Raw genomic sequence first — 24,935 nt, forward strand, 5'->3', positions numbered from 1 at the left:
CGGTTGCCGCGTTCGCCAAGGCAAAGCTCAAGCGTCCAACCTTGTCGTGCCCCATGCAGGACGCGCCCGCGGATCGAGCGCACCTGTGCTGGATCCCGCGTGACCGAGGGCAGCGAGGGCTTGGCCCGGCAGCGGCCGAATGGGTCGGGAAATGCGCCGGATCTGCGAGCACCGATCAAGGCCATGCTGAATCCGATACGTGTCGGCTTGGCCCCGCCAGCGCGCAGGCGACGTTCGCAGTGCGCGCGTACGCGGCGCGGGAACACAGCGCAGCGCCCGCATGCTGAAGCCCAACTTCGAGCGCCGCCTGCTGCTCGATGCCGCCCTGCTGCTGCTGCCGGCCGCGCTGTGCATCGGCCTGCTGCTGTGGCTGCCGGCCGAGGCCATGAGCCGCCTGCGTGCGCCGCTGCTGATCACTGCCGCCATCGCCAGCCTGCTGCTGGCCCTGCGCCTGAAGCAGCGCGTGGTCTACCCGCTGTACACGCTGGCCAACCTGCTTGAAGCCCTGCGCGAAGGCGACTTCAGCCTGCGCGGCTCGCGCGCCCAGCGCGGCGATGCGATCGGCGAAGTGATCTGGGAGGTCAACGCGCTGTCCGCCACACTGCGCGAGCAGCGCCTGCGGGTGGAGGAATCCAACGCCCTGCTCGGCAAGGTGATCGAAGCCATCGACATCGCCCTCTTCAGCTTCGACGCCGAGTCGCGCCTGCAGCTGGTCAACGCCGCCGGCCTGCGTCTGCTCGGCCGCAGCCACGCCGCCGGCCGCAGCGCGGCCGAGCTGGGCCTTGAGGATTGCCTCGCTGTCGAAACCGCCGCCGTGCTGAAGCGCAGCTTCGGCGGCAGCGAAGGCCGCTTCGACGTGCGCCGCTTCCGCTTCCGCTCGGCCGGCCGCCCGCAGGACCTGCTGGTGATCACCGACCTCTCGCGCGCCCTGCGCGAAGAAGAGCGCCAAGCCTGGCAGCGCCTGATCCGCGTGCTCGGCCATGAGCTGAACAATTCGCTGGCGCCGATCAAATCCATGGCCGGCACCCTGGTGCGCGTGCTGGCGCGCGAGCCCCTGCCCGAAGACTGGCGCGAGGATGTCGACGCCGGCCTGCAGGTGATCGGCGACCGCGCCGAGGCGCTCAACCGCTTCATGATCGGCTACACCGCACTCGCCCGACTGCCCCCACCGCAGCGCCGCGAGGTCGAGCTGGCCCCGCTGCTGCGTCGCGTCGCTGCGCTCGAACAGCGCGTGCCGGTGAAGCTCGGCGCCCTGCCCGAGCTGCGCTTCGCCGCTGACCCCGACCAGCTGGAGCAGGCGCTGATCAACCTGGTCAAGAACGCCGCCGAAGCCAGCCTGACCCAGCGCGGCGGCGTCGAAATCCGCGCTCGCGCCGACGGCGCCCAGGTGCACATCGAAATCCTCGACGAGGGCCTGGGCCTGTCCGGCAGCGACAACCTGTTCGTGCCCTTCTTCACCACCAAGCCCGGCGGCTCCGGCATCGGCCTGGTGCTGGCCCGCCAGATCATCGAAGGCCACGGCGGGCGCCTGACGCTGCGCAATCGCGATGACGCTCGCGGCTGTCGGGCAGAGGTGTGGCTGGAGAGCGGGGATTCGGGATTGGGGATTGGGGATTGAGCTGCCGACTGGGGCGGCGAGAGTCTCCTCTGTAGTGTCGGCGGAGCCTGAAAATCTACCGAGGGGATGCCGGGCGAACACGCCTGCGCGAACTTGCGTCGCGGACGCGCGCGTAGCGACCGCATCGACACGCGTAATTCGCGAACTGCAGCCTAGGCTTGCCGCCGCCTGAGTCCGGTGGCGCGGCCCAAACCCGTCACACCCCACTTCGACACCGACCGCAAGGCGGACCGCTACCCATGGATGATCCGGACGGCCGATTCCGCGGCCCGCGGCGTCGATGCGAACGATCCGCTCTCGGCGTAGCTTCAACAGCATCGGCAGGCCGCTCGCAGGCCGACACCCACAGCCCAGCCCGCAGCGGCCGGTCGCACTCACAAACACACCAAGGAGAAACGCATGACCACGCGACAACGGATGATCGCGCTTGCAGTGACGCTCGCGCTTGGTGCGCCGGCGGCTGCCAGCGCGCAGGACATCGGCTTCAACTACATCGAAGGTGGCATCGTCGGCGGATTCGTCAACGATGTGGAGGGCGCTGGCACCTTCACGGGCAGCGGCACGCCGCTCGAACTCGAAGCCGATGCAGGTGGTGGCGCTTTCATCGGTGTCGCCTGGCAGTTCAGCGAGAACATGCACGTGTTCGGCGAGTACTCCAACGCCGGCCAGGAGTTGGAGGTCAGAGGCGGCCCCGAGATTATCGACGGTGAGTTCGACATCGTGCGCTGGCGCATTGGCGTCGGCTACGCGCATGCGCTGTCGCCTCGCACCAGTCTCTACGGGCGCCTCAGTTTTGACAGCGCCGAGCTGAAGAATCTTGAAGCCGCCAACTTCCGTTTCCCGGCCGACGGTGCCGAAGATGGCTTTGGCAGCGAGGTCGGCGTGATCTGGGCGGCGAGCCCGAGCGTCCACCTGCAGGGCCACGCGCGCTACACCTCGGTGGGCGACGTCGCCAGCGAGGGCTCAAGCGGCTTCGACGCCGACGTCCTGGTCGGCCTGACCGGCCGCTGGTACGTCCGTCCCAAGGTCGCGGTTTTTGCCGGCTACGAGCTGGGCAAGATCACGACCTTTAGCGTGGGGGCGCGCTACGCGTTCTGACGCGGCCTCAGCGATCGAATCGGGGCTTGTCGCACGCCTCGCGAGGCCCAGCGGTTCTGCGAGCGTCCTTCCTGCGAGCGGATTGATCTATCGCGAGTGCAACGCGCCCCGTCGCATCGCAGTTCGCAGGTAGGGCGTCTTCGTACCCGCAGCCGACGCACTCAGCCGGCGTGCTTGCCTTGAGCCAGCCGCGGTGCAAGGATCGCGCGTTGCCAGAGCTTCTGCGAAAGGCCGCCAGATTAGGCCGACGGGATAGGCGGAGCCGGCGGTGTAAGGCTCTGAATAGCGGAGGAAATTTCCCACGCTCGCACGCACGGCTCAAGATTATGCGGCGGTGTTATCACGACGGTTTCCGTCTAATAGTAGTTGGATTCCACGAACATGCGTCGCAAAGTGATTCAACACTTCGCAAACATGTTCCCTCAGAGGTTTATCGACCTCCCTGAGGGATACGATCTCGCTTTGCTCGCACGCGCAAAGCGAGGAGTGCCATCCTTCAATCTCCTCGAGGGTACGGCCTCCATTGATGGGGTTCCTGAGCCGCTGCTCCGAACCGCATCGAGCTATCGTGAGTGGCTCCACAAAGAGGCCGCTGCCCACGGCGTCGAGCTTGAGGGCATCCGAAGCGCATCAATGGAAGTTAGGTTCGAGGTTGATGCTGTTGAGGTGGAGGAGTCTTTTGGTCACGTATCGCACAGTGCAAGATTCCGGTTTGAGTGCGCCAGCGAGCTACGCACCGACGAGAAGTCCTATACGTGCGAGAGCTCATGTGAAAGGCAATGGGGTTACGGCTGGTACTGGGAGCAGCTGTTTGGTGTACCGGCGCGTGGAATCTAACTGTGCGTTCAAGCGGACCGCGGGGAAAGGTTTCGATGTTTCCTGATATGTCTGCGGCCCGCGGCCGCTTAACGCGGCGTTAGATTTCTCGTTCAACGTTCTCTGCGAGATTCAACCAATGGCGTTCCCCGCTTGGCAGGTTGCCCAACTGCGATCTCCGGAGGGCGATACCATCGCAAGGTTCCGAACGGATTGCTCGGGGCTGCTCGGGGATTCGAACTTTCCCGCGGCGCTGTGGGTAAAGGTCGATCCGCCGGACGCGGGTGACCTCGATGCATTGCTGACCGAACTGGATGCGATCGAAGATGCAGTCATGAGAGTCGTGGAAGGAGAGCATGGAGGGCGGCTGCTAGTCACGCTGACTGGCGCAGGGCGCCGAGATCTTGTGTTTGCGTTGCAGGGCGGAGGCAATCTGGTTCTCCGAGCGGTAGCTGAGGTCTCTGCCACACGCGGCAACTGTCTTCAGGCAAGTCTGTATCCAGAGCAAAGATTCGGCCCGTATCAAGCACTTCTTAAGGCCGCGGCGCGTGCAATCTAACTGTGTGCTCAACTGGACCCGCGGGGACATGCTTCATTCAAGCCGATCACCGCTGGCCGCGGGCCAGTTAGCACGGCGTTAGGCCCAATGGACACTCTCGTCGTAAAGCGAGTTGAATCGCTCGGTGAATCGGCCGAAGTCACCCTGGCAAGTGACAGGGGCGAGATCGTTGCCTTTTGTCATCCCTGCAATCTTGTGGCTGGGCAACGTGTTCCCAATCGCCTCCATGGCGCCTGCGAGAGCGTAAAGGCGGCCTTTCTCACAGACTGGCCAGAGGAAGCGAAGCTTTTGCGCGCTGCTGAGCGTCTCGAAAGCGTTGGTAGCTTTACGTATCGAGGGTGCGGGAAGGTTCGCGATCAGTCAGGGGGGCTAGTTGAAGTGCTTGGCTTCATCGTGGATGTTGGTGAAGCATTGCCATTCGATGGGCCCCTTGAGTTTGAGTCCATGCGGATTAGCATATGGGCCTAACAGTTCGCTCAAGCGGACAGATCAATCGCTTCGCGATTGATGCTGCCGCTTAGCTCCGGCGTTAGGATTGGCATGTCAGGTACCCCGCAATCTGCGAAGGCCGCATCCGCTCGGTTCATGGCCGTCGTCGCAGCTACGTTCGCTCTGGCTGCATTCGCTGGCTATGAGGCTCCGGGGCTAGTCTCTGTCGAGTCGGCGTTCTCGATTTTGCTGTTCCTGCTTGGGCTATCCCTTCTTGCACGCCTTCCGGGCTCTCGTTCAATTGCGCAGGCCACCTACAGCGTCTTCGCAGTTCTTGGTGTCATCGGCACCCTTTACAATGCCTTGGTCACATTCGCGGTGCCGCCGCTAGCCGTCAACGGCATCCTTCTTCTTTCCGGCTCCGTCGTTTACACCACGGGTGCCGTTGCAATTGCTCTTTGGCTTCGTGGCTGTGAGGCTCGGCTGCTTCTGGCTAGCACAAAGCAACCCTAACTGTGTGGTCAAGCGGACCTGCGGGGAGAAGCTTCGAGTGAACCGATCACTGTCGGCCGCAGGCCGCTTACCACGGCGTTAGGGAGCATCAGGATGGATGGTCGCGAAGTCATTGAGAATCTTCGAGCGGCGGTTCGGGACGCTGAGGCAGCAGGCCACAAGGCGATAGACCCGGCCGCGCTTAAGTCGTTCTTGGATTCTCTAGAGCGCGAGGCATCTGGTCGGCCTTCGCAGCAAATGGTCGCAGAGGCAAATCTCGAGGAGTACCGAGCCCGCCTATCGAAGTGGATTGCAGATAACGCGCACTTCAACGAGTGGAGTTTGGAGTCCTTTCGTCAGATCATTGCGCTCGGCCAGAGTGCGATCAAAAGCATCTTCTTCATTAACGGTGGCGCGGCAGTTGCCCTTCTGGCGTTCATCGGTCATCTCGCGACATCGGCAACCACGGCTAAGGCTGTAATGCCTTTTGCCCATTCGTTACAGCTCTTCGTCTTTGGTGTGTTTTGCGCCGCACTCACCTCTGCGCTCACTTACCTCTGCCAGCTTGCCTATGGCGGCAGCAAGCGCTGGCACGGCCGTGTCGGCATTGGCTTGCATATCCTCACGGTAGCGTCTGGCGTCGGTTCATTTGTGTACTTCTTCTGTGGTGCCGAGGCCGCATATGGTGCTTTCAAGTCAATCGCCCCCTAACTATCCGCTTAACTCACGCGTTAGGCAGCGCACGGAGATTTGAGGCACGTGAAAGAGGGCACTCCAATCATCACGGCTAATGCTAAGCCGTTTCGCTTCGTGTGCCGAGGTGAAGCGGACGCGTGGAAGCCGTCCCTGGATGAAGTCAACTCGCGCTCCTACGACTACGTGAAGCTTCATCGCATGTCTACATACCTCGACGTGGGAATCGCACCGTTTTCTCTCGGGGTTTGCTTTGACGGCACCTTTGTTCTCCCCGCGATCGAGCAGTACCGCGAGCGTGAAGCAGCTTTGGCCAAGTTCAATCAAACCCTCGTTGAACTTCTAGTAGGTGGCCTCTACTGCGAAGCGGCAGAACCGGACGACATCGGCTACGGGTCACTGTCGATGGATGGCTACAGCAGAATTCTCGGCGGCGCTTACGGGCCAGCGGCTTCTATGCATAAAGCCGCGCGAATGAAAATGCTCGGAACGCTAGACAACATCTCGCTTTTTTCGCCAGAAATCGTTACTGCGGAAGACTTGGAAGCGTCGCTTAAGAAGGGCCGATCTCTTCTGTCCCGGGTCGGCCCCGTGCCCCAAGAGCAGATTCTTTACGGGGCAACCTTCTACGTCCGAAAACAGTGGGCCGAGGCGCTGCTGCACCTATGGACGACAACAGAGCGAATCGTAGAAACAGCGTGGAATCGCCACGTTCTAAGCTACCCAACGCCGCCGTCTAAAAAGCGCCGAGCTTTCCTAGAGGACCACCGCACGTGGACGGTTTCAGCCAAGCTGGAAGTTCTGCACCAGAAAGGGCTGCTGCCGGCGGAGGTTTACGAAGAGCTCGATGAAGTACGCAAGGCTCGAAACAACTTTGCCCATCGCGGCACGGCGCCTGACCATGCTGTCGCAAACAAGGCGTTACGCGCTTGTTTTCAGATGGCATCGCTTTGCGCATCGGAATTCAAGGAGCGTCAGCTATTCTCCGAAGTGGTCGAGTTAGTTGATTCTCGGTGCCACCCGGATCTCTATCCCAAGAAGACGCGCTTCGAGCACTCGGAAGTAACTCATTGGCTTGCCATTCCACCTTTACCAGGCGATGAGGGCTGGGGAGATGCGCCGTATGAAGTAATTGATGAGCTCAGGCTGCGACCCATTGAAGGCGCTGCCTAACAATTCATTCAAGCCGACGCCGCTTCGCGCCGCGGCTTAACTCAGGTGTTAGACTTAATGGAGGACTCGCCCTGTTTTCGATAAAGTCAAATTCTTCTGAGCGCGAACTTGTGTTTTTGTCGTCAATTGACGATCACTTTACGGTCGAGCTCAAGGGGCGGTCTGTCTACGCTACCCAAGTGGTCTATGCGTATACCGACGCTCTTGGCGTCGCAGAGCTCTTTGCACGCCTAGCCGCCAATGAGCGCCCATGGACCGGCGTCGAGAGCTGGGAGTCATTGGAGGGAGAGTTTCGATTGTCTGCAATGTGCTCGCCGCTTGGGGAGGTAACGTTCTTCCTTGAGATCGCTGGTATGCAGGGCGCACCAGAGGAGTGGCGTGTCTCCGCCTCCATCACTACAGAGTTTGGCCAGTTGTGCCAACTTTCAGCGGGCGCTCGCCGTTTGTTTGGTAGCGCCTAACGTCGTTCAAGCGGCAGCTCCAGCGTTGGGCATCTGAGGAGAATTCCATGCAGAAAGGAAACAACGCATCGGCAGGTCGCTACGTCGGCATTGGTCTGTGTATCGGTGTCGCCATCGGCGCAGGGCTCGGCGTGGCATTGGGCAATCTGGCTCTTGGTATGGGGCCTGGTATCGCAATCGGCGCCGCGATCGGCATCGTCGCTTCGCGGCGAGCAGCGTCCAAAGCGGCATCGAGTGCCTCGCAGGCACCCGATGACTAACTTGCCGCTGGGCTCAAGCGTTAGGCCATTATCAATGGACAGCTTGGGACCATTGAGGATGCTCGTCGGGTGGCTCGCGAGGTCCTGTCCGGAACCATGGACCCACATCTGGGTTGTGGGCTTGTTGGAGGCATTGGCAAGAAGTTGAACCACCATCCGTCGCTAATGGAGTTCATCCATATCGCACATCTGCTCGAAGGACCTGGGCACGAGGGTTTCACTGAAGAGTCGTTGTTGCCGAACATCATGGTCGCCTGCCGCGAGCTCGTGGCAGTTCAGGCCTAGATCGTCATTCAAGCCGACGCCTTCGGTACGGCGTTAGGCCGCGCCGAGGGTGCACCGCGTCGCTAGAGAGCTTTCTGAAAAGTGGGTGCACGGTTGTTTTCACCTCCTCTCCGCCCCTCTCCCCTTCTTGGAGAATGAAATGATCAGAAAATCCTGTCGCAGGTCTCGTTTTTCCACATGGGCCGGCGTAGTGTCGGCGCATGTCTCGTCCTCAACGCATTAAGTGCACGGTGCACGGTGCGACGATTAGCCGGCTCGCGCGCCTACGGTCCGTTGCAGCGCATGTCAAAACAAAACCACACTCCGTATCCAACGCCATGGCATTGATCTGGCTGCCTGGTTCGCTGGTTACGTCCAAAAGTAGGAAGCGATGAAAAGAATCTGTGTCTTTGTTGCAATGGCAAGTATTTGCGGTGCTGCGTCATCACAGGAAATGAGCAAGTTGGAGTTCATTTCTGTATCTGGCAAGCAGCTGACTGATGCGCTGTGTCAGTCCGAGCGATTCCTGGAGTGCGTAGCTGACTCGGAGGAGCTATGTCGAGCCCAAATGAATGCGCTAGTCGTCCCGCACTGCCTCAAGGAAAATGACAGCATCATTCCCGAAACAATGGCCGATGGAGAGGCTCAGGAAGTCGCGAATGAACTTAAGAAGTGTGTTGCAACCGCGTATCTGGCATTGAACCAGGTCGATGGGAACGAGTTTCAAGAATGCATAGTGAAGTAGCTTCCTGTCGAAAGCGTGCAGACCCGTTCAATCATCGTTCCGGCGTGCGGTCTCGAATGGATAGGCGAAACTATGTGGCTGTGGTGCATTCGCTGCGATAGATTTCGTGAAGTTCGGATTCAAGTCTTGTTTTTCACATTGCGTTCCTATGCTTTCGCTCTCCGCGGGCAACTGCGCTGTTTCCGGAGCGTTGCAGATCTGGTGTTCCTTGATTGCCGGAGTGGATTGACTTGCAAAGACTCTGTTTCCCGGCCCGCGCCGCAGACCGGCCGCGCTCACCTGGCCACCCTCTGTCGCGCTTGTTTGCCGAGTCGAGCCGGGGAGTTTTCATCGTGGTCCTCACCGCCGGGTTGGTCTCTTGCATCAATCCAGATGTCTTCAGTTCGTCTCACGAGAGCATGGCCGATGCAGTCGCCTCGGGGATTGTACGACAGGGGTGGGTGCCTGATTGGCTGCCTGAGCATGCCAGGCAGATTCGAGAGATCCATGATCTCGACACCAACGAGTGGGCAGTGTCGTTCGCCTATGCCGCGGAGCGCGGGCTGGCCGTTCCCGAAGGTTGCTTTCAGACCAAAGGGCTGGAGACGTTGGCGCCACGACTTGACGCGAGGTGGTGGCCTGAGGATGTGCCCTCAAGCGTCCTCGACACGCCCAGGCACGAGTATTTCCAGTGCGCTGGATATGTGATCGCCAGAGCGGACGCGCGTGGCGAGGGTTTTGTCTGGAGTTCGAGGGCTGGCGAATGAGCGCCGCGCGTGAATACCGCGTACATGTCCTGATCCGCCACACATGTTCGTGCGGGCTGGATGGCTGCGGCGCGAGCGGCCCACTTGGCGTTGGCGCTTGCGCCGCGGTGAATTGCCAAAGTGAGTGGTGCGACGAGTTCACGATCCACGTTTTCTCAATGACGCGGAGTGCTCCGCATGCGTGAACAAAGCTCGGGCGCACGAGGCGAGGCGGAGTCACCGCTGCACGGCGCCGCGTGGTGCAACGAGTCGCGGCGCATTCGTCGCCTGGTTTCGCGCGGGCACGAGGTCAACTTCAGGGATGACATTGGCGAGACTCCGCTGCACGGCGCGGCGGCTTGGGGCAACTGCACGGCCGTGCGCACCTTGCTGAAGCTTGGCGCGCGCCATGATCTGGTGTCGGCCGACGGCATGACCGCGCTGCACTGGGCGGCGGGTTGGGGAGGTCTCGGCGTAGTTCGTGCGCTCGTCCGTGCGGGTGCGGACACGAAGCGGCCGGATGCTCATGGACGCACGCCCGCGCAGCTCGCAGCGTCACGTGGAAAGGCGAAGGTGGCCGCCTGGCTTGCGGCTCAGGGCGCTTGAGGGTGAAAGCGCGGGCTTGGTTTGCTTCCAAGGCACTGGAAGCGCCACGCGCCCCGTAGCGCTCAGCGTGTCGCGAGCGCCAAAGACTGGCACTCAGGAGGATGTGGGTGGATCTGGCTACGAAATCGGACGCGGACATCCTGTCGGTGGCGAACCCCATCATGGACAACCTGATGGAGGCATCCACGGCCATCGACTACGACCGGCACGTCCGCGACTTCACCGATCGCCTCAAGCAGCGCCTGTCCAGGCAGCAGCTGGAGTGGATCTGTCAGGACTACCAGAGCAGCAAGGGCTATTTCGCCGAGCGGGAGTTCGTTGCCGTCTTTCGTCGCCCGGATTCGGTCGCGTTGGTCTGGAAGCAGCGCTTCACCCGGCAGCCCGGTGACTTTGTCGCCGAGATGGTGCTGGTGCAGCAGGACGGCCGCTACCTCGTTGACCATGTGATGGTGTTCTAGCGTAGCGCGCGCCAGTTCATACAAGCCGACCTCGCGCTTCGGCGCAGCACGTCCCAGGCCTTCCTGCTCATGAAAAAGCTCATCGCGTACGTGCTTGTCTCGATGCCCTGCAGCAGCGTCGCCGCATGCGACCTCAGCCTGATCGGGACTTGGAAATCGGACGGGCCGACCACCATGGCTTTCCTGCGTGACAACGCAAAGCTTGAACCGAAGGCCATGGAGTTCCTTGAGGCGCTGATGGGCCAGATGACGCTCACCTTCTCCGACAGCGAGCTGCATCAGGTCATGCCTGACATCGAAGTGCCGGTCGACGGCCAGCTGCGACCCTTCGCAGGCTCGGACGAGCGCAAGCCCTACAGGCTGCTCTTCTGCGGTGACTCCACGATCGTGTGGTCTGCGAAGCGCTCCTTCGGCACAGGGGACGGCGCAACTACCTTCAACTTTGTCGGGCCTGACACGGTGTGGGTCTACATGGGCAGCACCGAGCCCGGCGTTCCGGACCTGCATGCGAGGGAGTACTTCCAGCGGGTTCGTTGAGGCTGGGTTCAGCGGTTGCTGATCTGGCCAAGGCTGGTCGCCTGCTAGCAGGCTCCTACCCACCGCTCGGCTGTCTGGCCCTGTGGCACGGGGGAGCTGCAAATCCCGAATCCCGGCCCGGCCCTCGCGCACAGCGCTCGGGCGTTCGTCGGCTCGCGCGGCAGTGCCGCGCAAACGAGCCTCCTGCCTTCGGCCCGGCCCTCGCGCACAGCGCTCGGGCGTTCGTCGGCTCGCGCGGCAGTGCCGCGCAAACGAGCCTCCTCACTCTCAAGCCTCCACCACCATCACCCGGTTCTTGCCCGCGTGCTTGGCTGCGTACATGGCCTTGTCGGCGCGGTCGATGACGTCGCTGGGGTGTTCGCCTTGGGCGAAGGCGGTGACGCCGGCGCTGAAGGTGAGCAGCAGTTTCTGAGTGTTGGCGAGGAAGAAGCGGCGGGTGAGTTCGCGCTGCAGGCGCTGCACGACGTTGCTGGCTTCTTCGACGCCGACGCCGGGCAGCAGCAGCACGAACTCTTCGCCGCCGAAGCGCACCACCGAGTCGTTGCCGCGCAGGGTTTCGCGCAGCACGGTGGCGATGTGGCGCAGCACTTCGTCGCCGACCAGGTGGCCGTGGCTGTCGTTGATGGTCTTGAAGTTGTCGACGTCGAGCACGACCACGCAGAGCTGAGTGCCCAGGCGCTGCATGCGCGCCATCTCGCGCTCCAGCGCTTCGTCGAGGCCCTTGCGGTTGAGCGCGCCGGTGAGCGGGTCGAGGCGCACGAGCTGGCTGGTTTCCTCCAGCTCGCGCTGCAGCACCAGCACGCTCTGGTTGGCGGTTTCGACCTGCTCGCGCAGATCGGTCAGCTCCTCTGCCGAGCGTGCGGCGGTCTCGCGGGTTTCGCGGGTGCGTACCAGCAGCAGGCTGACCACGTCGGCCAGGGTGTCGAGGCTGTCGGCCTCGCTGATGCGGGTGGCGCAGTCGCTCAGCACGTCGTGGTAGCTCGCGGTGGTGCTGGTGAGTTCGCCGAGTCGGCCGATGAAGCCGGCCAGCAGGGCCTTCAGCCGCTGCTGGGCATCGGAGATCTGGCGGGCGAGATGGCGCTGCTTTTCGATGACCCGGCGCAGTCGACGGCCGACCTCTTCCAGCATGCGCACGTCAAGCTGGTCCTGCAGCGATTCGGCCAGCAGGCCCAGCTGTCCGTGCAGCCAGTGGTCGTCGACCACCAGCAGGCGGATGTTGTCGATGATCAGCCGCAGCAGGTCGATCAGGGCGTCGCGCAGCGCGGCTTCGCTTTGCCCGGCCAGCTCCAGCCCGCGCTGGAATCGATGCAGCTGCTGTCCCAGTGCCTGCAGGTTGAACTCGCCTTTGGATTCGCGCAGCTGGGTGGCGAGCAGGCGGGCTTCGTGGGCCAGCGCGGGCTGGCTTTCGAGCAGCGGGGCGATGCCTTCGTGCAGCAGTCCGGCCAGCAGCTCGTGCAGGCCTTCGCTGGGAGTGTTCGCGGCCTCTTCGCGCGGTTCGCTCGGCCGGCGGTTGCGCCAGTCGCGCACCAGAGCATCCATGCGCCGGTGCAGCTGCGCGGCTTCCATCGGCTGGGCCAGCAGCTGCAGCAGCTGCAGCTGACGCAGGCCGCGCTGTGGGCCGGCGCGATCCGGGTCGAGCTCGCGGAGGGTTTCCAGCAGCAGCGAGGCCCAGGGCAGCTCGGCGTCGACGATTTCCAGCAGGCCCGTGCTGAGTGCGCTGCGCAGTTCGCTCCAGCTGCCCTGGGCGAGTGCGCGTTCGCACTGGCGGGCCAGATTGAGCAGGGCGGGCGTGCCGCGCGGCAGGGCGTTCACGAGGGCGCGCAGCGATTCCTCAGGGAACACGGCGACCGGCTCTTCGCCGCTGATCTGCTGATAGATGCGCGAGTAGTTCTCGGGCGTCGGCGGCAGCCTAAGGTTCGCCAGCCGCTTCAGGGTTTCGCGCGCAAGCTCCGAGGGTGCGATGCGCGCGGGCTCCGATCCGTTCGAGGGGCGATGTGGGCTCATGGTCGAAGCGATTCCGGAAGGCGCAGGGAAAGTTCAGAAGCGCGTGCAACGGGTTTCGTGCGTTGTCGAGCGTACGCCGATCGCAGAACGACGGTGCGGTAGGCGCCAGGCCACGCTGCCGGAGTTGCGGTCCTGCTCGCGTCCATCTCAGCAGGCCACCCGGTTGCGGCCCGCCTGCTTCGCCGCGTACAGGGCGGCATCGGCCTGCGACAGCATGCGGTCGTAGTCGGCGTGGCCCTCGTGCGAGGCGATGCCGATGCTGATGGTGGTGCGCAGCCCAGGCGCGATCGCGTCGAGCTCCAGCCGTTCGACGCCGGCGCGCACGCGCTCGCAGACCGCCAGCGCGTCTGACAGCCGGGTGTTGGGCAGCAGCAGGGCGAACTCCTCACCGCCCCAGCGGGCCACCGTATCGATCTCGCGACACAGCCCGCGCATGCGTTCGGCCACGGCTTTCAGCACTGCGTCGCCGGCGGCATGGGACAGCTCGTCATTGATGCGCTTGAAGTGGTCCAAGTCGACCAGGGCCACGCACAGCGGCTGCTCGCTGCGGCCGGCGCGCGCGAACTCGTAGGCCAGCAGTTCGTCGAGCGCGCGGCGATTGGCGAGGCCGGTCAGCGCGTCCTCGCGGGCCTGCCGTTCGAAGGCCTCGGCCTGCTGGCGCAGCTGCTGCATGAGTTCGCTCTTCTCAAGGTCGGCCTGCTGCAGGCGCTGCGCCTGCAGGCGCAGGTCGGCGGTGCGCTGCTCGACCAGGTCGCCCAGCCGCAGTTCGTTCCGATGGGCGCGCAGCAGCCTGCGCTGCAGCAGCCCATGCACTGCCAAAGCGGCAACTGCGGCCAGGATGAGCCAGGCCCAGGGGCGCTGCCAGAGCTGCGGTGCGATTCGCAGATCGATGCGCGCGACCTGCTCGCTCCACGGCCCATTGGGGTGGGCGGCCTGCACCTCCAGCGAGTAGTGGCCGGGGCCGAGGTTGGTGAAGACGGCGCTGCGCTGCTCGCCGCGCTCGACCCAGTCCTCGTCGAACCCCTGCAGGCGATAGCGATAGCGCACGCGCTGCGGCATCACGAAGGCGAGGCCGGTGAATCCGATTTCGATGCGGCTGGTGCCTGCGGGCAGGTCCAGGCGGCCGTTCAGCGGCAGCGCTTGGCCGTCCACCAGTACCGATTCGATCACCACGGGCGGCGCCTGCTCGGCGAAATCGTGCAGGCGCGCTGGCTTGATGTAGGCCACGCCCTGCGCGGTGGCAATCCACAGGCTGTCGTCAGCGCGCCGCACCGCCGCGGGCATCGAGCCGCCGTTGCACTGGGCGCTGGCCATGCCGTCGGCTTCGTTGAAGTGCTCGAAGGGCACCGGCTCGCTGCTGCTGCCGTCCGCATAGGCATGGGCCGCGGCGCTGGGCAGGCGCAGCACGCCGCGGTTGCCGGTCAGCCAGAGATCGCCGGCGGCATCCTGCAGCACGGCAAAGAACTTCTCGAACGGCAGCCCCGCGGCGTGCCCGACCGCGGCGATGTGGCCGTCGCTGCGGCGCCAGCGCAGCAGTCCGCGATCGGTGGCCAGCCACAGTGCGCCAGCACGCAGGTCTTCGTGGATGGCGAACACCGATTCGATGCCCAGTTCGCGGCCGAGCGCGATGGTCTCGACCTGGCCGCTGTGGATGCGGCCAAGCCCGGTGCCGGTACCGACCCAGAGCGCGCCCTCCGAGTCCTCGAACAGCGCCACGATGTATTCGCCGGGCAGGCCTTCGCTGCGACCGAAGATCTGCAGTGCGCCGTCCTTGCGCAGCGCCAGGCCTTGGGTGGTGCCGATCCAGAGTTCGCCGCGCGTGTTTTCCAGAATGGCCCGCACCTCGTTCGAGGGCAGCCCGGACGCGTCGTCGATGCGCTCTGCCACGCCCGTGTCTTCCACCCGCAGGGCGCCCTGGTGATAGCTGCCGAGCCAGACGCCGCGCGCGCTCGGCGCGAGACTCAGCACCGAGAGGTCGGAGAGCGCGCCGACCGCCGCCGAGGGCCAGGGCTGGACGCCGTGGCCGTTGATGCGGCTGAGGCCGCGGCTGGTGCCGACCAGCAGGCCGCCGTCGGGCAGCTCGAGCACGCTGCGCACGAAGTCGTCGGCCAAGCCGTGCCTGCGGCTGAGCGTGGAGAACGGGGCCGCCCCCAGCCTGACCAGGCCGCCGTTCGTGCCGACCCAGAGGTTGTCCTCGCGATCTTCGAACAGCGCCAGCACGCGGTTGTTGGGCAGGCCGCTGCGGGTATCCATCGCATCCAGCACGGCGCCGCTGCGGCGGTAGAGGCCCTGTGAGACGGTGCCGATCCACAGCTGGCCCTGACGGTCGAGCAGCAGACGGCTGATCGAAGCCTTGGCCAAGGCGGGTTCGATGGCGTCGAAGCCGAGATCGGGATCGGCGGCGGCAGCAATCGGCTGACGCGAGGTGAACAGCCCCTGTTCGGTGCCAACCAGCAGATGCCCCTGCGGGCCCAACAGCAGGGACAGAACGGGGCGCTCGCCCAGCGCAGCTAGCTTGTCAGGAGCGGGCAGCAAGCGGTCGTCTTGCGCCCGCATCAGGCCGCGTGAGGTGCCCACCCAGATGCGGCCCAGGGCGTCTTCCGCCAGCGCGTAGACGCTGCCGCCGCCGGTTTCGGGGGACACGCTGAAGTGTTCGCGGGTGCCGTTGGCGTCGACGCGCATGAGGCCGCCGTTCTCGGTGCCCGCCCAGAGCCGGCCCGAGCGATCGCGCAGCACTGCAGTGACCAGCGCCGGTGCCGTGGGCATGGGCTCCCAGCGACCTTCTGCGCGCCGCACGATGCTGCCGCGCGACCCTGCCACCAGCAGGCCGCCCGAGGCTTCGATCGCCAGCGCGCGCACGCCGGAGTCGAGCATGCCCGTGCCGGCGTTGTAGTCGAAGTTCTGGAAGCGCAGGCCGCTGTAGCGGACCACGCCCTCCCAGGTGCCGAGCCACAGGTAGCCGTCAGCGCTCTGGGTGATGGCGTTGATCGTGTTGTGCGGCAGGCCCTCGCGCGTGGTCCAGACTTCGAGGTTGTACTGGTCGAGCGGTCGCTGCTCTGCCGCAAGCGCCTGCGCCTTGCCGGGCAGGCCCGCGAGCAGCAGGCCCAGAACGAACACGCAGGCCGCCGCCGCGCGCAGCCCGGCGCATCGCCGCGCAGGGCAGGAGCACACCGTAACCGCAAGGCGAAGCAGGCAGGGCATCTGGGGCAGGGCAGGCCGACGTGAGCGAGCCCGAGATGCATGCAAGACCTGAACCGTCAACGACGGTGACGTTGAGACGCGGGCCGCGGCGGAGCGGCTGTCGCCCGCCGCGGCCTGAACCTATCAGCCCACGGCCTCCAGCCAGCCGTGGCGGTCCGGCGTGCGGCCGTTGAACAGGCCGAAGAACAGCTCCTGGATGCGCGCCGTGACCGGGCCGGGCTTGCCGGTGCCGACCGGCTTGGCGTCAACGCTGCGGATCGGCGTGATCTCGGCGGCGGTGCCGCACATGAACAGCTCGTCGCAGAGGTAGAGGTACTCGCGCGGCATGTCGCGCTCGACCACCTCGATGCCGTGCTCGCGGGCCAGGGTCATGATGCTGTGGCGGGTGATGCCGTTGAGGATCGCCGCCGAGGCCGGCGTCGTGTGCAGGGCTCCGTTGAACACCAGGAACAGGTTCTCGCCCGCGCCCTCGCTGAGCAGGCCGGTCGAGGCCAGCGCGATGCCCTCGCCGAAGCCCAGGCGTCGCGCCTCGCGCGCGATCAGCTGGCCAGACAGGTAATTGCCGCCGGCCTTGGCGCCGGTCGGAATGGTGTTCGGCGCCATCCGCTGCCAGCTCGACACGCAGGCGTCGATGCCCTGCTCAAGCACGCCCGCGCCGAGGTAGGCGCCCATGTTCCAGGCCGCCACGGCGACGTCGGTCGGGCAGTCGGCCGACAGGCCGAAGCCGCCCAGACCGCGGTAGGCCACCGGCCGCAGATAGCCCTTGCCGAGGCCGTTGCGCTTCAGCACGTCACGGCAGGCCTGCGCCAGCGTGGCGAGGTCATAGGGCATGGGAATGTCGTAGATCTTGGCCGAATGGAACAGCCGCACCAGGTGATCGGTGAGGCGGAAAATCGCCGGGCCGTTCGGGGTCTCGTAGCTGCGGATGCCCTCGAACACCGAGGAGCCGTAGTGCAGCGCATGCGCCATCACATGCGTGGTGGCCTCGGCCCAGGGCTTGATTGCGCCGTTCTGCCAAATGAATTCGGGGTACTGGGGAGTGCTCATGGGCGCGTGCGTCGGGGCGTGAGAAGGGCCCCGGATGATGCGCGAGCGCTCACGGGCGCGGCAAGGCGACAAAGGTCATCGCGCCGCGCTCGTCGAAAGCCGGCCCTTCAGGCCGATTCGAGCACATGCTGCAGCCAGTGCAGGCGCTCGCCGCTGCCCTGGCCCTCGATGGCGACCACGTCGAACCGGCAGGGGCGCTTTGCCAGGGCGGGATTCGCCGCGAGGTAGGCCTGCGCGGCCTGCCACAGGCGCTGGCGTTTGCCCGCGCCGATCGAGGCCAGCGCGCCGCCGTGGCTGCCGCTGCGGCGATAGCGCACCTCGACGAAGACCAGCATCTCGCCGGCTTCCATCACCAGATCGAGTTCGCCGAAGCGGTAGCGGACGTTGGCGGCGCGGAAGCGCAGGCCCTGCGCTTCGAGATGCGCCCGCGCCTGCGCCTCGCGGCGGGCGCCCTCAGCGGAGACCGGCGCTGCCATCGAGCGGCAGGCCCGTCTCTTCGCTGGGAATGCGCAGCGCGCGGCCGGACTGGAAGCGGCCCCAGCCGGGGCGGCGCTGGATCTGGCCGAACTCGTCGAGGCTCAAGCTGCCGCTGGCGCCTTCAATCGCGCTGCCGGGCAGGCGCGCCAGCGCCGGCAGGGCGGCCAGCACGCGATAGGCATCGAGGCCGAAGGCGAACAGACGCGCCGAGGCCCCCTGCGCGGTGCTGAGGCGGCGGGTGTCGTCCTGCGTCGGCAGGCCCGGGCCGCTGGCGCCCAGCAGCCAGGGCAGCTCGGTGAACTCGATGCCGTCGAAATCACGTTCGGGGCGGGTGTTGCCGTCGGCGCCGCGGATCTGCGAGCTGGCCAGCAGCGGGCGATCGAAGATGCCGGCCGAGCGCAGCTGTGGCACCAGCAGACGCGCCTGTTCGAAGCGCAGCGCGAGGTAGATGGCGTCGATATCGACCCGCACGGCGCCCGAACGGTCGGGCGTGGTGACAGCAGGATCGGGAGCGCGCGAGCCCGCCGCCGCGATGGCGCGCCGGATCTCGGCCGAGTAGTCCGGGCTGCCCTCGGGCAGCTGGATCTCGGTGACCACGCTGCCGCCCCCGCGGGCGAAGGTGGGCAGCAGCGCGGCGAGCACGCGACGCGCATGTTCGTCGCCACCGTTGGCCACCAGGATGCGGCGGTAGCCCAGCGCCAGCAGGCGCTCGGCCGCGGCCATGCCTTCGTCTTCGGGGCTGAGCGCGAAGCTCTGGCTGCCCGGTGGCGGGGTGACCGTGCCGCGGTTGAGCGCCAGCACCGGCACCTGCAGGGTGCCCATCTCGAACAGCGCGGTGACGGATTCGCGCGAGAGCGGGCCGACGATGCGCTCGGCGCCGTCAGCGCTGGCTTCGCGGAAGGCCTGCAGATTCTGCTCGATGCTGTCGCCGGCGTCGTACAGCACCACTTCGGGGCGCTCGCCGGCATCGGCGTAGTAGCCGGCCATGAAGCCGTCGCGCACCGCTTCGCCGGCCGCAGCCAGCGGGCCCGTTCGCGGCAGCAGCAGGGCGACCCGGCGCGCGCGCTGCTCCGGCGATGCGATGGCCACGCCAGAGGCCGAGGGCATGGCCAGGCCGAGCGAGCGCAGCTGGCGCGCGGCGTGGTCGTACAGGGGATCGCCGCGGCGCAGGGCGGCGCTGGCCCGCTGCAGCTCGGCCGGACGCATCTGCCCGAGCAGCGAGGCGATGGCCTGCGCGTTCTCCTCGCGCTCGCCCGCCGGCAGCCAGGCTTCGAGGGCCGCACGCTCGCGCGCCGCATCGAAGGGGCGATCCAGCCCGGCGAACGCCTGCGCGCGCAGGAAGTAGACGCGATCGCGCTGGCCTTCCGGCACCGCTTCGATCGGCTGGCCGAGCACGTCGAGCGCGCGCTGCGGCTCGCGGTCGGCGATGGCGATCTCGGCACGCAGCAGGTTGAGGCGCAGCAGGCCGTCGACATCGAGGCGACGCTCGCCCACGTTCGCCACCAGCGGGCGCGCCTGTTCGATCTGTCCATCCTCGCGCCAGGCTTCGGCGGCGCGAAGGGTCAGCAGATCGCGCTGCGCACGCGAGCGCTTGGCGGCATCCAGAAAGGCCTGCGCCGCCATCGGGAAGTCGCCCTCGGCGTACAGGCGCTCGGCCATCTCCTGCTCGGGCGAAGTCGACGCACGGGTCGGCGTGCTGTCGCAGCCGCTCAGGGCGGTGGCGATCAGGAGGGCGCAGAACAGGGGGCGCAGACGGCGCATGGGCGGGGGCTCGGCGGGAGAGTCGGAAGCGGGAGTTTAAGAGCGGGGATTGGGGATTGGGGATTCGGGATTCAGAAAACCGATGCTTTCGCAGGCTTGACGGCGGGCTCCGGATCTCGCCGACGCCTGCAGCAGTTAGCATGACGCCGCGCCACGGCGCGCCCTCGACGCCGCCGCTGGCGCCCACGAATCCCCAATCCCGAATCCCCAATCCCGTGCTCCCAACCGGCTGCCTCCACGTCGTCGCCACGCCCATCGGTCACCTCGACGACCTCTCGCCGCGCGCGCAGCAGGTGTTGGCCGAGGCCGATCTGATCTGCGCCGAAGACACCCGCCACACCCAGCAGCTGTTGGCGGCCAAGGGTCTGAAGCGACCGCTGCTGGCCCTGCACGAGCACAACGAATCGGCCCAGGTCGAGGCGGTGCTGGCGCGGCTGCGCGCGGGCGAACAGATTGCCCTGGTGTCGGATGCCGGCACGCCGCTGATCAGCGATCCCGGCTTCCGTCTGGTCTGCGCTGCCCGCGCGGCGGGCCTGAAAGTGAGCCCGGTGCCTGGGCCCTGCGCGGCCATTGCCGCGCTGTCGGTGGCGGGCCTGCCCTCGGATCGCTTCGCCTTTGAGGGCTTTCTGCCGGCCAAGTCCGGCGCTCGCCGCGAGCGCCTGCAGACGCTGTTGGGCGAGCCGCGCACCCTGGTGTTCTACGAGTCCAGCCACCGCATCCTCGAATGCCTGGAGGATGCCGTCGCCGTATTCGGCGAGCTGCGCCGGGCAGTGGTTGCGCGCGAGCTGACCAAGCTGTTCGAGACCGTGCTCGACGGCCGCCTGCCGCAGCTGGTCGAGACCTTGCGGGCCGATCCCAACCAGCAGCGCGGCGAGTTCGTGCTGATGATCGAGGGCGCGCCCGAAGACAGTGATGCCGCGCTGCGCGAGGGCCAGCGCATCTTCGCGGTGCTGCGCGAGCACCTGCCGGCGTCGAAGGCCGCCAAGCTCGCGGCCGAGCTCTCTGGCGCGCCGCGCAAGGCGCTGTACGCCGCCGTCAGCGACAGCTGAGCCGGGTGTTCAGCGGGTGCGACCGCTGAGCGCGTACACTGCGCGCCGCGAAGTTGGCCGGATCGTCGCGAGGGTGCTTGCCACCTTCGAGGAAAGTCCGGGCTCCACAGGGCGGGATGCCAGGTAACGCCTGGGCGGCGCGAGCCGACGGAAAGTGCAACAGAGAACAGACCGCCGAACGGTGTCGCAAGACATGCGTGGTAAGGGTGAAACGGTGCGGTAAGAGCGCACCGCGGACCTGGCAACAGGGACGGCACGGCAAACCCCATCCGGAGCAAGACCAAATAGGAAGGCGTTGGCGCGGCCCGCGTTGCCTTCGGGTAGGTTGCTTGAGCCCTGCGGCGACGCAGGGCCTAGAGGAATGACGGTCCTCGACAGAACCCGGCTTACAGGCCGACTTCGCCCCTTCCGTTGACCTCGATCCGCTCGCCTTGGCGGGCGGGTCGAGCGTCGGGCTTTCTTGCGCCGGCTCGCTGCCGTGAGGCCACAGCCTGAATCGCATGTGATCCGCCAGCTCCTTGCCTCGTGGGCGTTCAGCGAATCCTCAATCGGGCGCGCCGAGACTCCGCCCCGCTGCCCCGATCGGGATTGTCGTAGAGCATCCCAAGCAGCGCCCGGAACGAGTCCGGGTGGGCGCCTGCCATCGCAGGCGCCATTGACACACCACAAGGAGGTTCACCCATGAAGCGTTCCCTCATCGCCCTCGGCCTGCTGGCGGTCCTGCCGGTTGCCGCCAACGCCAGCGATCTCTCCTACAGCTACGTCGAAGGCGGCTATGCCCGCGTCAATGGACTCGGTGCGAAGGTTGACGGTGCGGTCCTCAACGGTTCGGTCGCACTCGGCTCGCGTTTCCACGCCTTTGGCGGCTACGAGGCGCTGGATATCGATGCGGCGGATTCCGACGTCGACAGCTGGACTCTGGGCTTTGGCTACAACCACGAGCTGAGCCAGAGCACTGACCTGGTCGCCCGTCTCGGCTATCGGAACTTTGACTTCAACGGCCCGTTCGACCTGTCCTTCGAAGGGGAGTCGTACTTCACCGAGGTCGGAGTGCGCAGCCAGCTGGCACCCAGCTTCGAGGGCTACATCTACGCTGGCTATGAGCGTCCCCAGAACGGTAGCGGCGACTACTACGGCCGCATTGGTGGCCAGTACAACTTCAACCCGAGCTGGGGTCTGGTGGCCGACGCCAGATTCGGTGACGGCGTCGAGCAGTACTTCTTCGGCCCGCGCCTCAGCTTCTGAGCCACGAGCGACATCGCAGCACCCGACGCCCGGCCTTGCGCCGGGCGTCGTCGTTTGCGGCACTCCGAGCACAGTCGCACGGCGCATCAATCACAGTCGCAAGGCGCATAGGGTGGGTCTCGACCCACCGGAGCTCAGCTCTCGCCTCAGCCACTGGATGCGCCCCTGCCAGCGCGGAGACCCCCAAAGCGGTGGGTCAAGACCCACCCTATGCGGGCCCCTGGGGTTTGGTCGTCGACGCCAGATTCGGTGATGGCGTCGAGCAGTACTTCTTCGGCCCGCGCCTCAGCTTCTGAGCCACGAGCGACACCGCAGCACCCGACGCCCGGCCTTGCGCCGGGCGTCGTCATTTGCGGCACTCCGAGCACAGTCGCATGGCGCATAAGGCACAGTCGCAGGGCGCCATAGGGTGGGTCTCGACCCACCTGAGCTTCACTCTCGCCTCAGCCACTGGATGCGCCCCTGCCAGCGCGGAGACCGCCAAAGCGGTGGGTCAAGACCCACCCTATGGGGGCTCGGATGCACGCGCCGGATCGCGATGCCGCCCCGGTCAAAAACCCACCGACCATGGTTTGCTTGGCATCGGCAGCCTGAACGGCGACAATGCCGCGCTGAATCGCGCCGGTAGCCCTACGGTGCGTCGCCCCTTCCGGCGCCGGATCCTGCGCGCCGGGCCCTCCCCCGAAGCCAGGTGCAGCATGAACTTCCACGAGTATCAGGCCAAAGAGCTGTTCGCCGAATTCGGCATCGCCGTCCCCGCCGGGTATATCGCCCGCACTCCCGAAGAAGCCGTCGATGCCGCCAAGAAGCTGGGTGGCGACCACTGGGTGGTGAAGGCGCAGATCCACGCCGGCGGCCGCGGCAAGGCCGGCGGCGTCAAGCTGGTCAAGACCTACGACGACGTCCGCGAAGCCGCCAAGAAGATGCTCGGCACCCGCATGGCCACCTACCAGTCGGGCGGCGTCGCCCTGCCGGTGGACACCGTGCTGATCACCGAAGCGACCGACATCGCCAAGGAGCTCTACCTCTCCGTGCTGGTGGATCGCGGCGCCAAGGCCATCACCTTCATCGCGTCCTCCGAGGGCGGCGTTGAGATCGAAAAAGTTGCGGAAGAAAACCCCGACGCGATCCAGACCCTCATCGTCAACTTCGTCGAAGGCGTGCAGCCCTACCACTGCCGCAAGCTCGGCTTTGCCCTGGGCCTGAACCCCAAGCAGGTGGGCCAGCTGACCAAGCTGATGCTGGGCCTGTACAAGCTGTTCAACGAGCGTGATCTGTCCCTGGTCGAGCTGAACCCGCTGGCTATCGATCAGAAGGGCGACCTGGTCGCGCTCGACGGCAAGGTCAACTCGGATGACAACGCCAGCTTCCGCCAGCCCAAGCTGGTGGCTATGCGCGACATCCGCCAGGAAGACGAGACCGAAGTGCTGGCCAGCAAGTTCGACCTCAACTACGTGACCATGGACGGCAACATCGCCTGCATGGTGAACGGTGCGGGCCTGGCGATGGCGACCATGGACGTGATCAAGCTGGCGGGCGGCGAGCCGGCGAACTTCCTGGATGTCGGCGGCGGCGCCACCAAGGAGCGCGTCACCGAGGCCTTCAAGCTGATCCTGTCCTCGCCCAAGGTCGAGGCCATCCTGGTGAACATCTTCGGCGGCATCGTCCGCTGCGACATGATCGCCGAGGGCATCATCGCCGCGGTCAAGGAAGTCGACGTCAAGGTGCCGGTGATCGTGCGTCTTGAGGGCACCAACGTGGAGAAGGGCAAGGAGCTGCTGCGCAACAGCGGGCTTGCCATCACCCCGGCCGACGACCTCAACGACGGCGCCAGCAAGGCCGTCGCCGCCATCCGCAAGTAATTGCGCGCCCGCACGGCGCGCAGCGCGCCGCGGGCCCACCCACCAAGGATCCAAGACCCATGAGCGTTCTGGTCAATTCCAACACCAAGGTGATCGTGCAGGGCTTCACCGGCCAGCAGGGCACCTTCCACGCCCAGCAGATGCTGGACTACGGCACCAAGGTCGTCGGCGGCGTCACCCCCGGCAAGGGCGGCAGCGAGCACATCGGTCTGCCGGTGTTCAACACCGTGCAGGAAGCCGTCGACGCCACTGGCGCCGATGCCTCGGTCATCTACGTGCCGCCGCCGTTCGCGGCCGACGCCATCCTCGAAGCGGCCGACGCCGGCATCCGCGTCATCGTCTGCATCACCGAGGGCATCCCGGTGCTCGACATGCTGCGGGTCAAGAACGTGCTGAACGGCTACGACGACGTCGTCCTGATCGGCCCGAACTGCCCCGGCGTGATCACCCCCGGCGAATGCAAGATCGGCATCATGCCCGGCCACATCCACAAGCCCGGCAAGGTTGGCATCGTCAGCCGCTCCGGCACCTTGACCTATGAAGCCGTCAAGCAGACCACCGACGTCGGCCTGGGGCAGTCGACCTGCATCGGCATCGGCGGCGACCCGATCAACGGCACCAACTTCATCGACGCCCTCAAGCTGTTCCAGGACGACCCGCAGACCGAGGGCATCATCATGGTCGGCGAGATCGGCGGCAGCGCCGAGGAAGAAGCCGCCGAGTTCATCAAGGGCTATGTCACCAAGCCTGTGGTCGGCTTCATCGCCGGCGCCTCGGCCCCGGCCGGCAAGCGCATGGGCCATGCAGGCGCGATCGCGTCGGGCGGCAAGGGCACCGCGGCCGGCAAGTTCGCCGCACTGGAAGCCGCTGGCGTCAAGACCGTGCGCAGCCCGGCCGACCTCGGCAAGGCGCTGTTCGAGCTGATGAACAAGTAAGCGCCGGCTGCAGCGCGCTTGCACGCAAAGGCCGCCTTCGGGCGGCCTTTGCTTTGGGGTCAGCTACCTCAAGCGACGCGGCCTGTCGGCCACGCCCCGCCAGCGTTGAGCGCTTGTCGGACCATGTCCGAGAGAGTGGGTCTAATCCAAATCGACACCGAACAGGTGCGCGAGCTCTCGATCACCACCCTCGGCCTGGTTTGGAACCTCAAAGGCACCCTTCGCGACCCCAATCCGCTGTGCGCTTGAGGGGGCGTGTGCCGGCAGAAGTCGTGCGACTGGCTGGCCGTTGCGGGTGATCACGAAGCCTGATGCTTCACCTCGCTCCAGCGCTGCGACCAAGCGCGGCAGCCCGGACTCTGCTTCCACCACCTCGACCGTGCTCATCATTCGATTGCTCCATTCTCGGCAAGGCGCGAC

General features: G+C 65.8%; 20 protein-coding genes and 1 other RNA gene. 15 read left to right on the forward strand and 6 right to left on the reverse strand.

Annotation, left to right across the window (positions count from 1 at the left end):
- Positions 1-280 precede the first annotated feature (280 nt).
- The 10 genes from H4O13_18080 (at position 281) to H4O13_18125 (ending at position 10,934) form a co-directional block, all read left to right on the forward strand.
- On the forward strand, positions 281-1,618 hold the full coding sequence (locus tag H4O13_18080) for a histidine kinase (GenBank protein ID MBE5317304.1): 1,338 nt from the start codon (positions 281-283) through the stop codon (positions 1,616-1,618).
- A gap of 399 nt (positions 1,619-2,017) precedes the next feature.
- Entirely contained in the window at positions 2,018-2,716 is a 699-nt protein-coding gene (locus H4O13_18085; protein MBE5317305.1) for an outer membrane beta-barrel protein, read from the forward strand.
- Between the two features lie 381 nt (positions 2,717-3,097).
- Positions 3,098-3,553, forward strand: coding sequence for a hypothetical protein (locus H4O13_18090; GenBank protein MBE5317306.1), 456 nt, complete (start codon positions 3,098-3,100; stop codon positions 3,551-3,553).
- A 1,573-nt stretch (positions 3,554-5,126) separates the two neighbouring features.
- A complete protein-coding gene (locus H4O13_18095; protein ID MBE5317307.1) occupies positions 5,127-5,723 on the forward strand; it encodes a hypothetical protein in 597 nt (198 codons plus the stop codon).
- A 48-nt stretch (positions 5,724-5,771) separates the two neighbouring features.
- A complete protein-coding gene (locus H4O13_18100) occupies positions 5,772-6,878 on the forward strand; it encodes a hypothetical protein (protein ID MBE5317308.1) in 1,107 nt (368 codons plus the stop codon).
- 508 nt (positions 6,879-7,386) lie between these two features.
- Positions 7,387-7,599: a hypothetical protein gene (locus H4O13_18105; GenBank protein ID MBE5317309.1), complete on the forward strand. Its 213-nt coding sequence runs from the start codon at positions 7,387-7,389 to the stop codon at positions 7,597-7,599.
- Between the two features lie 655 nt (positions 7,600-8,254).
- Positions 8,255-8,608, forward strand: coding sequence for a hypothetical protein (locus tag H4O13_18110; GenBank protein MBE5317310.1), 354 nt, complete (start codon positions 8,255-8,257; stop codon positions 8,606-8,608).
- Positions 8,609-9,531: 923 nt separating this feature from the next.
- Positions 9,532-9,939 carry an ankyrin repeat domain-containing protein gene (locus H4O13_18115; protein ID MBE5317311.1) on the forward strand — a complete coding sequence of 136 codons (408 nt, stop codon included), beginning with the start codon at positions 9,532-9,534 and terminating at the stop codon, positions 9,937-9,939.
- Between the two features lie 101 nt (positions 9,940-10,040).
- Positions 10,041-10,397 (forward strand): hypothetical protein, encoded by a 357-nt coding sequence (locus tag H4O13_18120; protein MBE5317312.1) that lies wholly within the window; start codon positions 10,041-10,043, stop codon positions 10,395-10,397.
- A 69-nt stretch (positions 10,398-10,466) separates the two neighbouring features.
- Positions 10,467-10,934 carry a hypothetical protein gene (locus H4O13_18125; GenBank protein MBE5317313.1) on the forward strand — a complete coding sequence of 156 codons (468 nt, stop codon included), beginning with the start codon at positions 10,467-10,469 and terminating at the stop codon, positions 10,932-10,934.
- Between the two features lie 267 nt (positions 10,935-11,201).
- On the opposite strand, the gene H4O13_18130 is transcribed toward H4O13_18125, so the two are convergent.
- The 5 genes from H4O13_18130 to H4O13_18150 form a co-directional block, all read right to left on the reverse strand.
- Complete coding sequence (locus H4O13_18130; GenBank protein MBE5317314.1) at positions 11,202-12,938, reverse strand: diguanylate cyclase; 1,737 nt, start codon at positions 12,936-12,938, stop codon at positions 11,202-11,204.
- Between the two features lie 147 nt (positions 12,939-13,085).
- Positions 13,086-16,055: a diguanylate cyclase gene (locus H4O13_18135; GenBank protein MBE5317315.1), complete on the reverse strand. Its 2,970-nt coding sequence runs from the start codon at positions 16,053-16,055 to the stop codon at positions 13,086-13,088.
- Positions 16,056-16,262: 207 nt separating this feature from the next.
- Complete coding sequence (locus H4O13_18140) at positions 16,263-17,186, reverse strand: branched-chain amino acid transaminase (GenBank protein MBE5317316.1); 924 nt, start codon at positions 17,184-17,186, stop codon at positions 16,263-16,265.
- A 107-nt stretch (positions 17,187-17,293) separates the two neighbouring features.
- Entirely contained in the window at positions 17,294-17,662 is a 369-nt protein-coding gene (locus H4O13_18145; GenBank protein MBE5317317.1) for a YraN family protein, read from the reverse strand.
- On the reverse strand, positions 17,640-19,424 hold the full coding sequence (locus tag H4O13_18150) for a penicillin-binding protein activator (protein MBE5317318.1): 1,785 nt from the start codon (positions 19,422-19,424) through the stop codon (positions 17,640-17,642). The genes H4O13_18145 and H4O13_18150 overlap by 23 nt, the downstream gene beginning before the upstream one ends.
- Positions 19,425-19,639: 215 nt before the next feature.
- Here H4O13_18150 and rsmI point away from each other — a divergent pair, with 215 nt between their 5' ends.
- From rsmI to sucD, 5 genes are all read left to right on the forward strand, one after another.
- Entirely contained in the window at positions 19,640-20,473 is an 834-nt protein-coding gene (gene rsmI, locus H4O13_18155) for a 16S rRNA (cytidine(1402)-2'-O)-methyltransferase (GenBank protein MBE5317319.1), read from the forward strand.
- A 49-nt stretch (positions 20,474-20,522) separates the two neighbouring features.
- Positions 20,523-20,878, forward strand: an RNA gene (gene rnpB / locus H4O13_18160) — RNase P RNA component class A.
- 276 nt (positions 20,879-21,154) lie between these two features.
- Positions 21,155-21,718, forward strand: a complete 564-nt coding sequence (locus H4O13_18165; GenBank protein ID MBE5317320.1) for an Ax21 family protein — start codon at positions 21,155-21,157, stop codon at positions 21,716-21,718.
- Positions 21,719-22,416: 698 nt separating this feature from the next.
- Positions 22,417-23,580, forward strand: coding sequence for an ADP-forming succinate--CoA ligase subunit beta (gene sucC, locus H4O13_18170; protein ID MBE5317321.1), 1,164 nt, complete (start codon positions 22,417-22,419; stop codon positions 23,578-23,580).
- A gap of 59 nt (positions 23,581-23,639) precedes the next feature.
- Positions 23,640-24,515, forward strand: a complete 876-nt coding sequence (sucD, locus tag H4O13_18175) for a succinate--CoA ligase subunit alpha (GenBank protein ID MBE5317322.1) — start codon at positions 23,640-23,642, stop codon at positions 24,513-24,515.
- Between the two features lie 141 nt (positions 24,516-24,656).
- Here the strand turns inward: sucD and H4O13_18180 are convergent, their stop codons facing one another.
- Positions 24,657-24,902 carry a prevent-host-death protein gene (locus H4O13_18180; GenBank protein ID MBE5317323.1) on the reverse strand — a complete coding sequence of 82 codons (246 nt, stop codon included), beginning with the start codon at positions 24,900-24,902 and terminating at the stop codon, positions 24,657-24,659.
- Positions 24,903-24,935: the final 33 nt, after the last annotated feature.

Source organism: Lysobacterales bacterium (assembly GCA_014946745.1).
Taxonomy (GTDB): Bacteria; Pseudomonadota; Gammaproteobacteria; order Xanthomonadales; family Xanthomonadaceae; genus Aquimonas.

What these genes read in the sequence shown, in the direction of transcription:
- H4O13_18180 (MBE5317323.1), bottom strand. Translation starts at nt 24,902, where the DNA reads ATGAGCACGGTCGAGGTGGTGGAAGCAGAGTCCGGGCTGCCGCGCTTG.
- H4O13_18085 (MBE5317305.1), top strand. Translation starts at nt 2,018, where the DNA reads ATGACCACGCGACAACGGATGATCGCGCTTGCAGTGACGCTCGCGCTT.
- H4O13_18090 (MBE5317306.1), top strand. Translation starts at nt 3,098, where the DNA reads ATGCGTCGCAAAGTGATTCAACACTTCGCAAACATGTTCCCTCAGAGG.
- H4O13_18095 (MBE5317307.1), top strand. Translation starts at nt 5,127, where the DNA reads ATGGATGGTCGCGAAGTCATTGAGAATCTTCGAGCGGCGGTTCGGGAC.
- H4O13_18165 (MBE5317320.1), top strand. Translation starts at nt 21,155, where the DNA reads ATGAAGCGTTCCCTCATCGCCCTCGGCCTGCTGGCGGTCCTGCCGGTT.
- H4O13_18130 (MBE5317314.1), bottom strand. Translation starts at nt 12,938, where the DNA reads ATGAGCCCACATCGCCCCTCGAACGGATCGGAGCCCGCGCGCATCGCA.
- H4O13_18115 (MBE5317311.1), top strand. Translation starts at nt 9,532, where the DNA reads ATGCGTGAACAAAGCTCGGGCGCACGAGGCGAGGCGGAGTCACCGCTG.
- sucD (MBE5317322.1), top strand. Translation starts at nt 23,640, where the DNA reads ATGAGCGTTCTGGTCAATTCCAACACCAAGGTGATCGTGCAGGGCTTC.
- H4O13_18110 (MBE5317310.1), top strand. Translation starts at nt 8,255, where the DNA reads ATGAAAAGAATCTGTGTCTTTGTTGCAATGGCAAGTATTTGCGGTGCT.
- H4O13_18150 (MBE5317318.1), bottom strand. Translation starts at nt 19,424, where the DNA reads ATGCGCCGTCTGCGCCCCCTGTTCTGCGCCCTCCTGATCGCCACCGCC.
- H4O13_18125 (MBE5317313.1), top strand. Translation starts at nt 10,467, where the DNA reads ATGAAAAAGCTCATCGCGTACGTGCTTGTCTCGATGCCCTGCAGCAGC.
- H4O13_18145 (MBE5317317.1), bottom strand. Translation starts at nt 17,662, where the DNA reads ATGGCAGCGCCGGTCTCCGCTGAGGGCGCCCGCCGCGAGGCGCAGGCG.
- H4O13_18140 (MBE5317316.1), bottom strand. Translation starts at nt 17,186, where the DNA reads ATGAGCACTCCCCAGTACCCCGAATTCATTTGGCAGAACGGCGCAATC.
- sucC (MBE5317321.1), top strand. Translation starts at nt 22,417, where the DNA reads ATGAACTTCCACGAGTATCAGGCCAAAGAGCTGTTCGCCGAATTCGGC.
- H4O13_18120 (MBE5317312.1), top strand. Translation starts at nt 10,041, where the DNA reads ATGTGGGTGGATCTGGCTACGAAATCGGACGCGGACATCCTGTCGGTG.
- H4O13_18080 (MBE5317304.1), top strand. Translation starts at nt 281, where the DNA reads ATGCTGAAGCCCAACTTCGAGCGCCGCCTGCTGCTCGATGCCGCCCTG.
- H4O13_18105 (MBE5317309.1), top strand. Translation starts at nt 7,387, where the DNA reads ATGCAGAAAGGAAACAACGCATCGGCAGGTCGCTACGTCGGCATTGGT.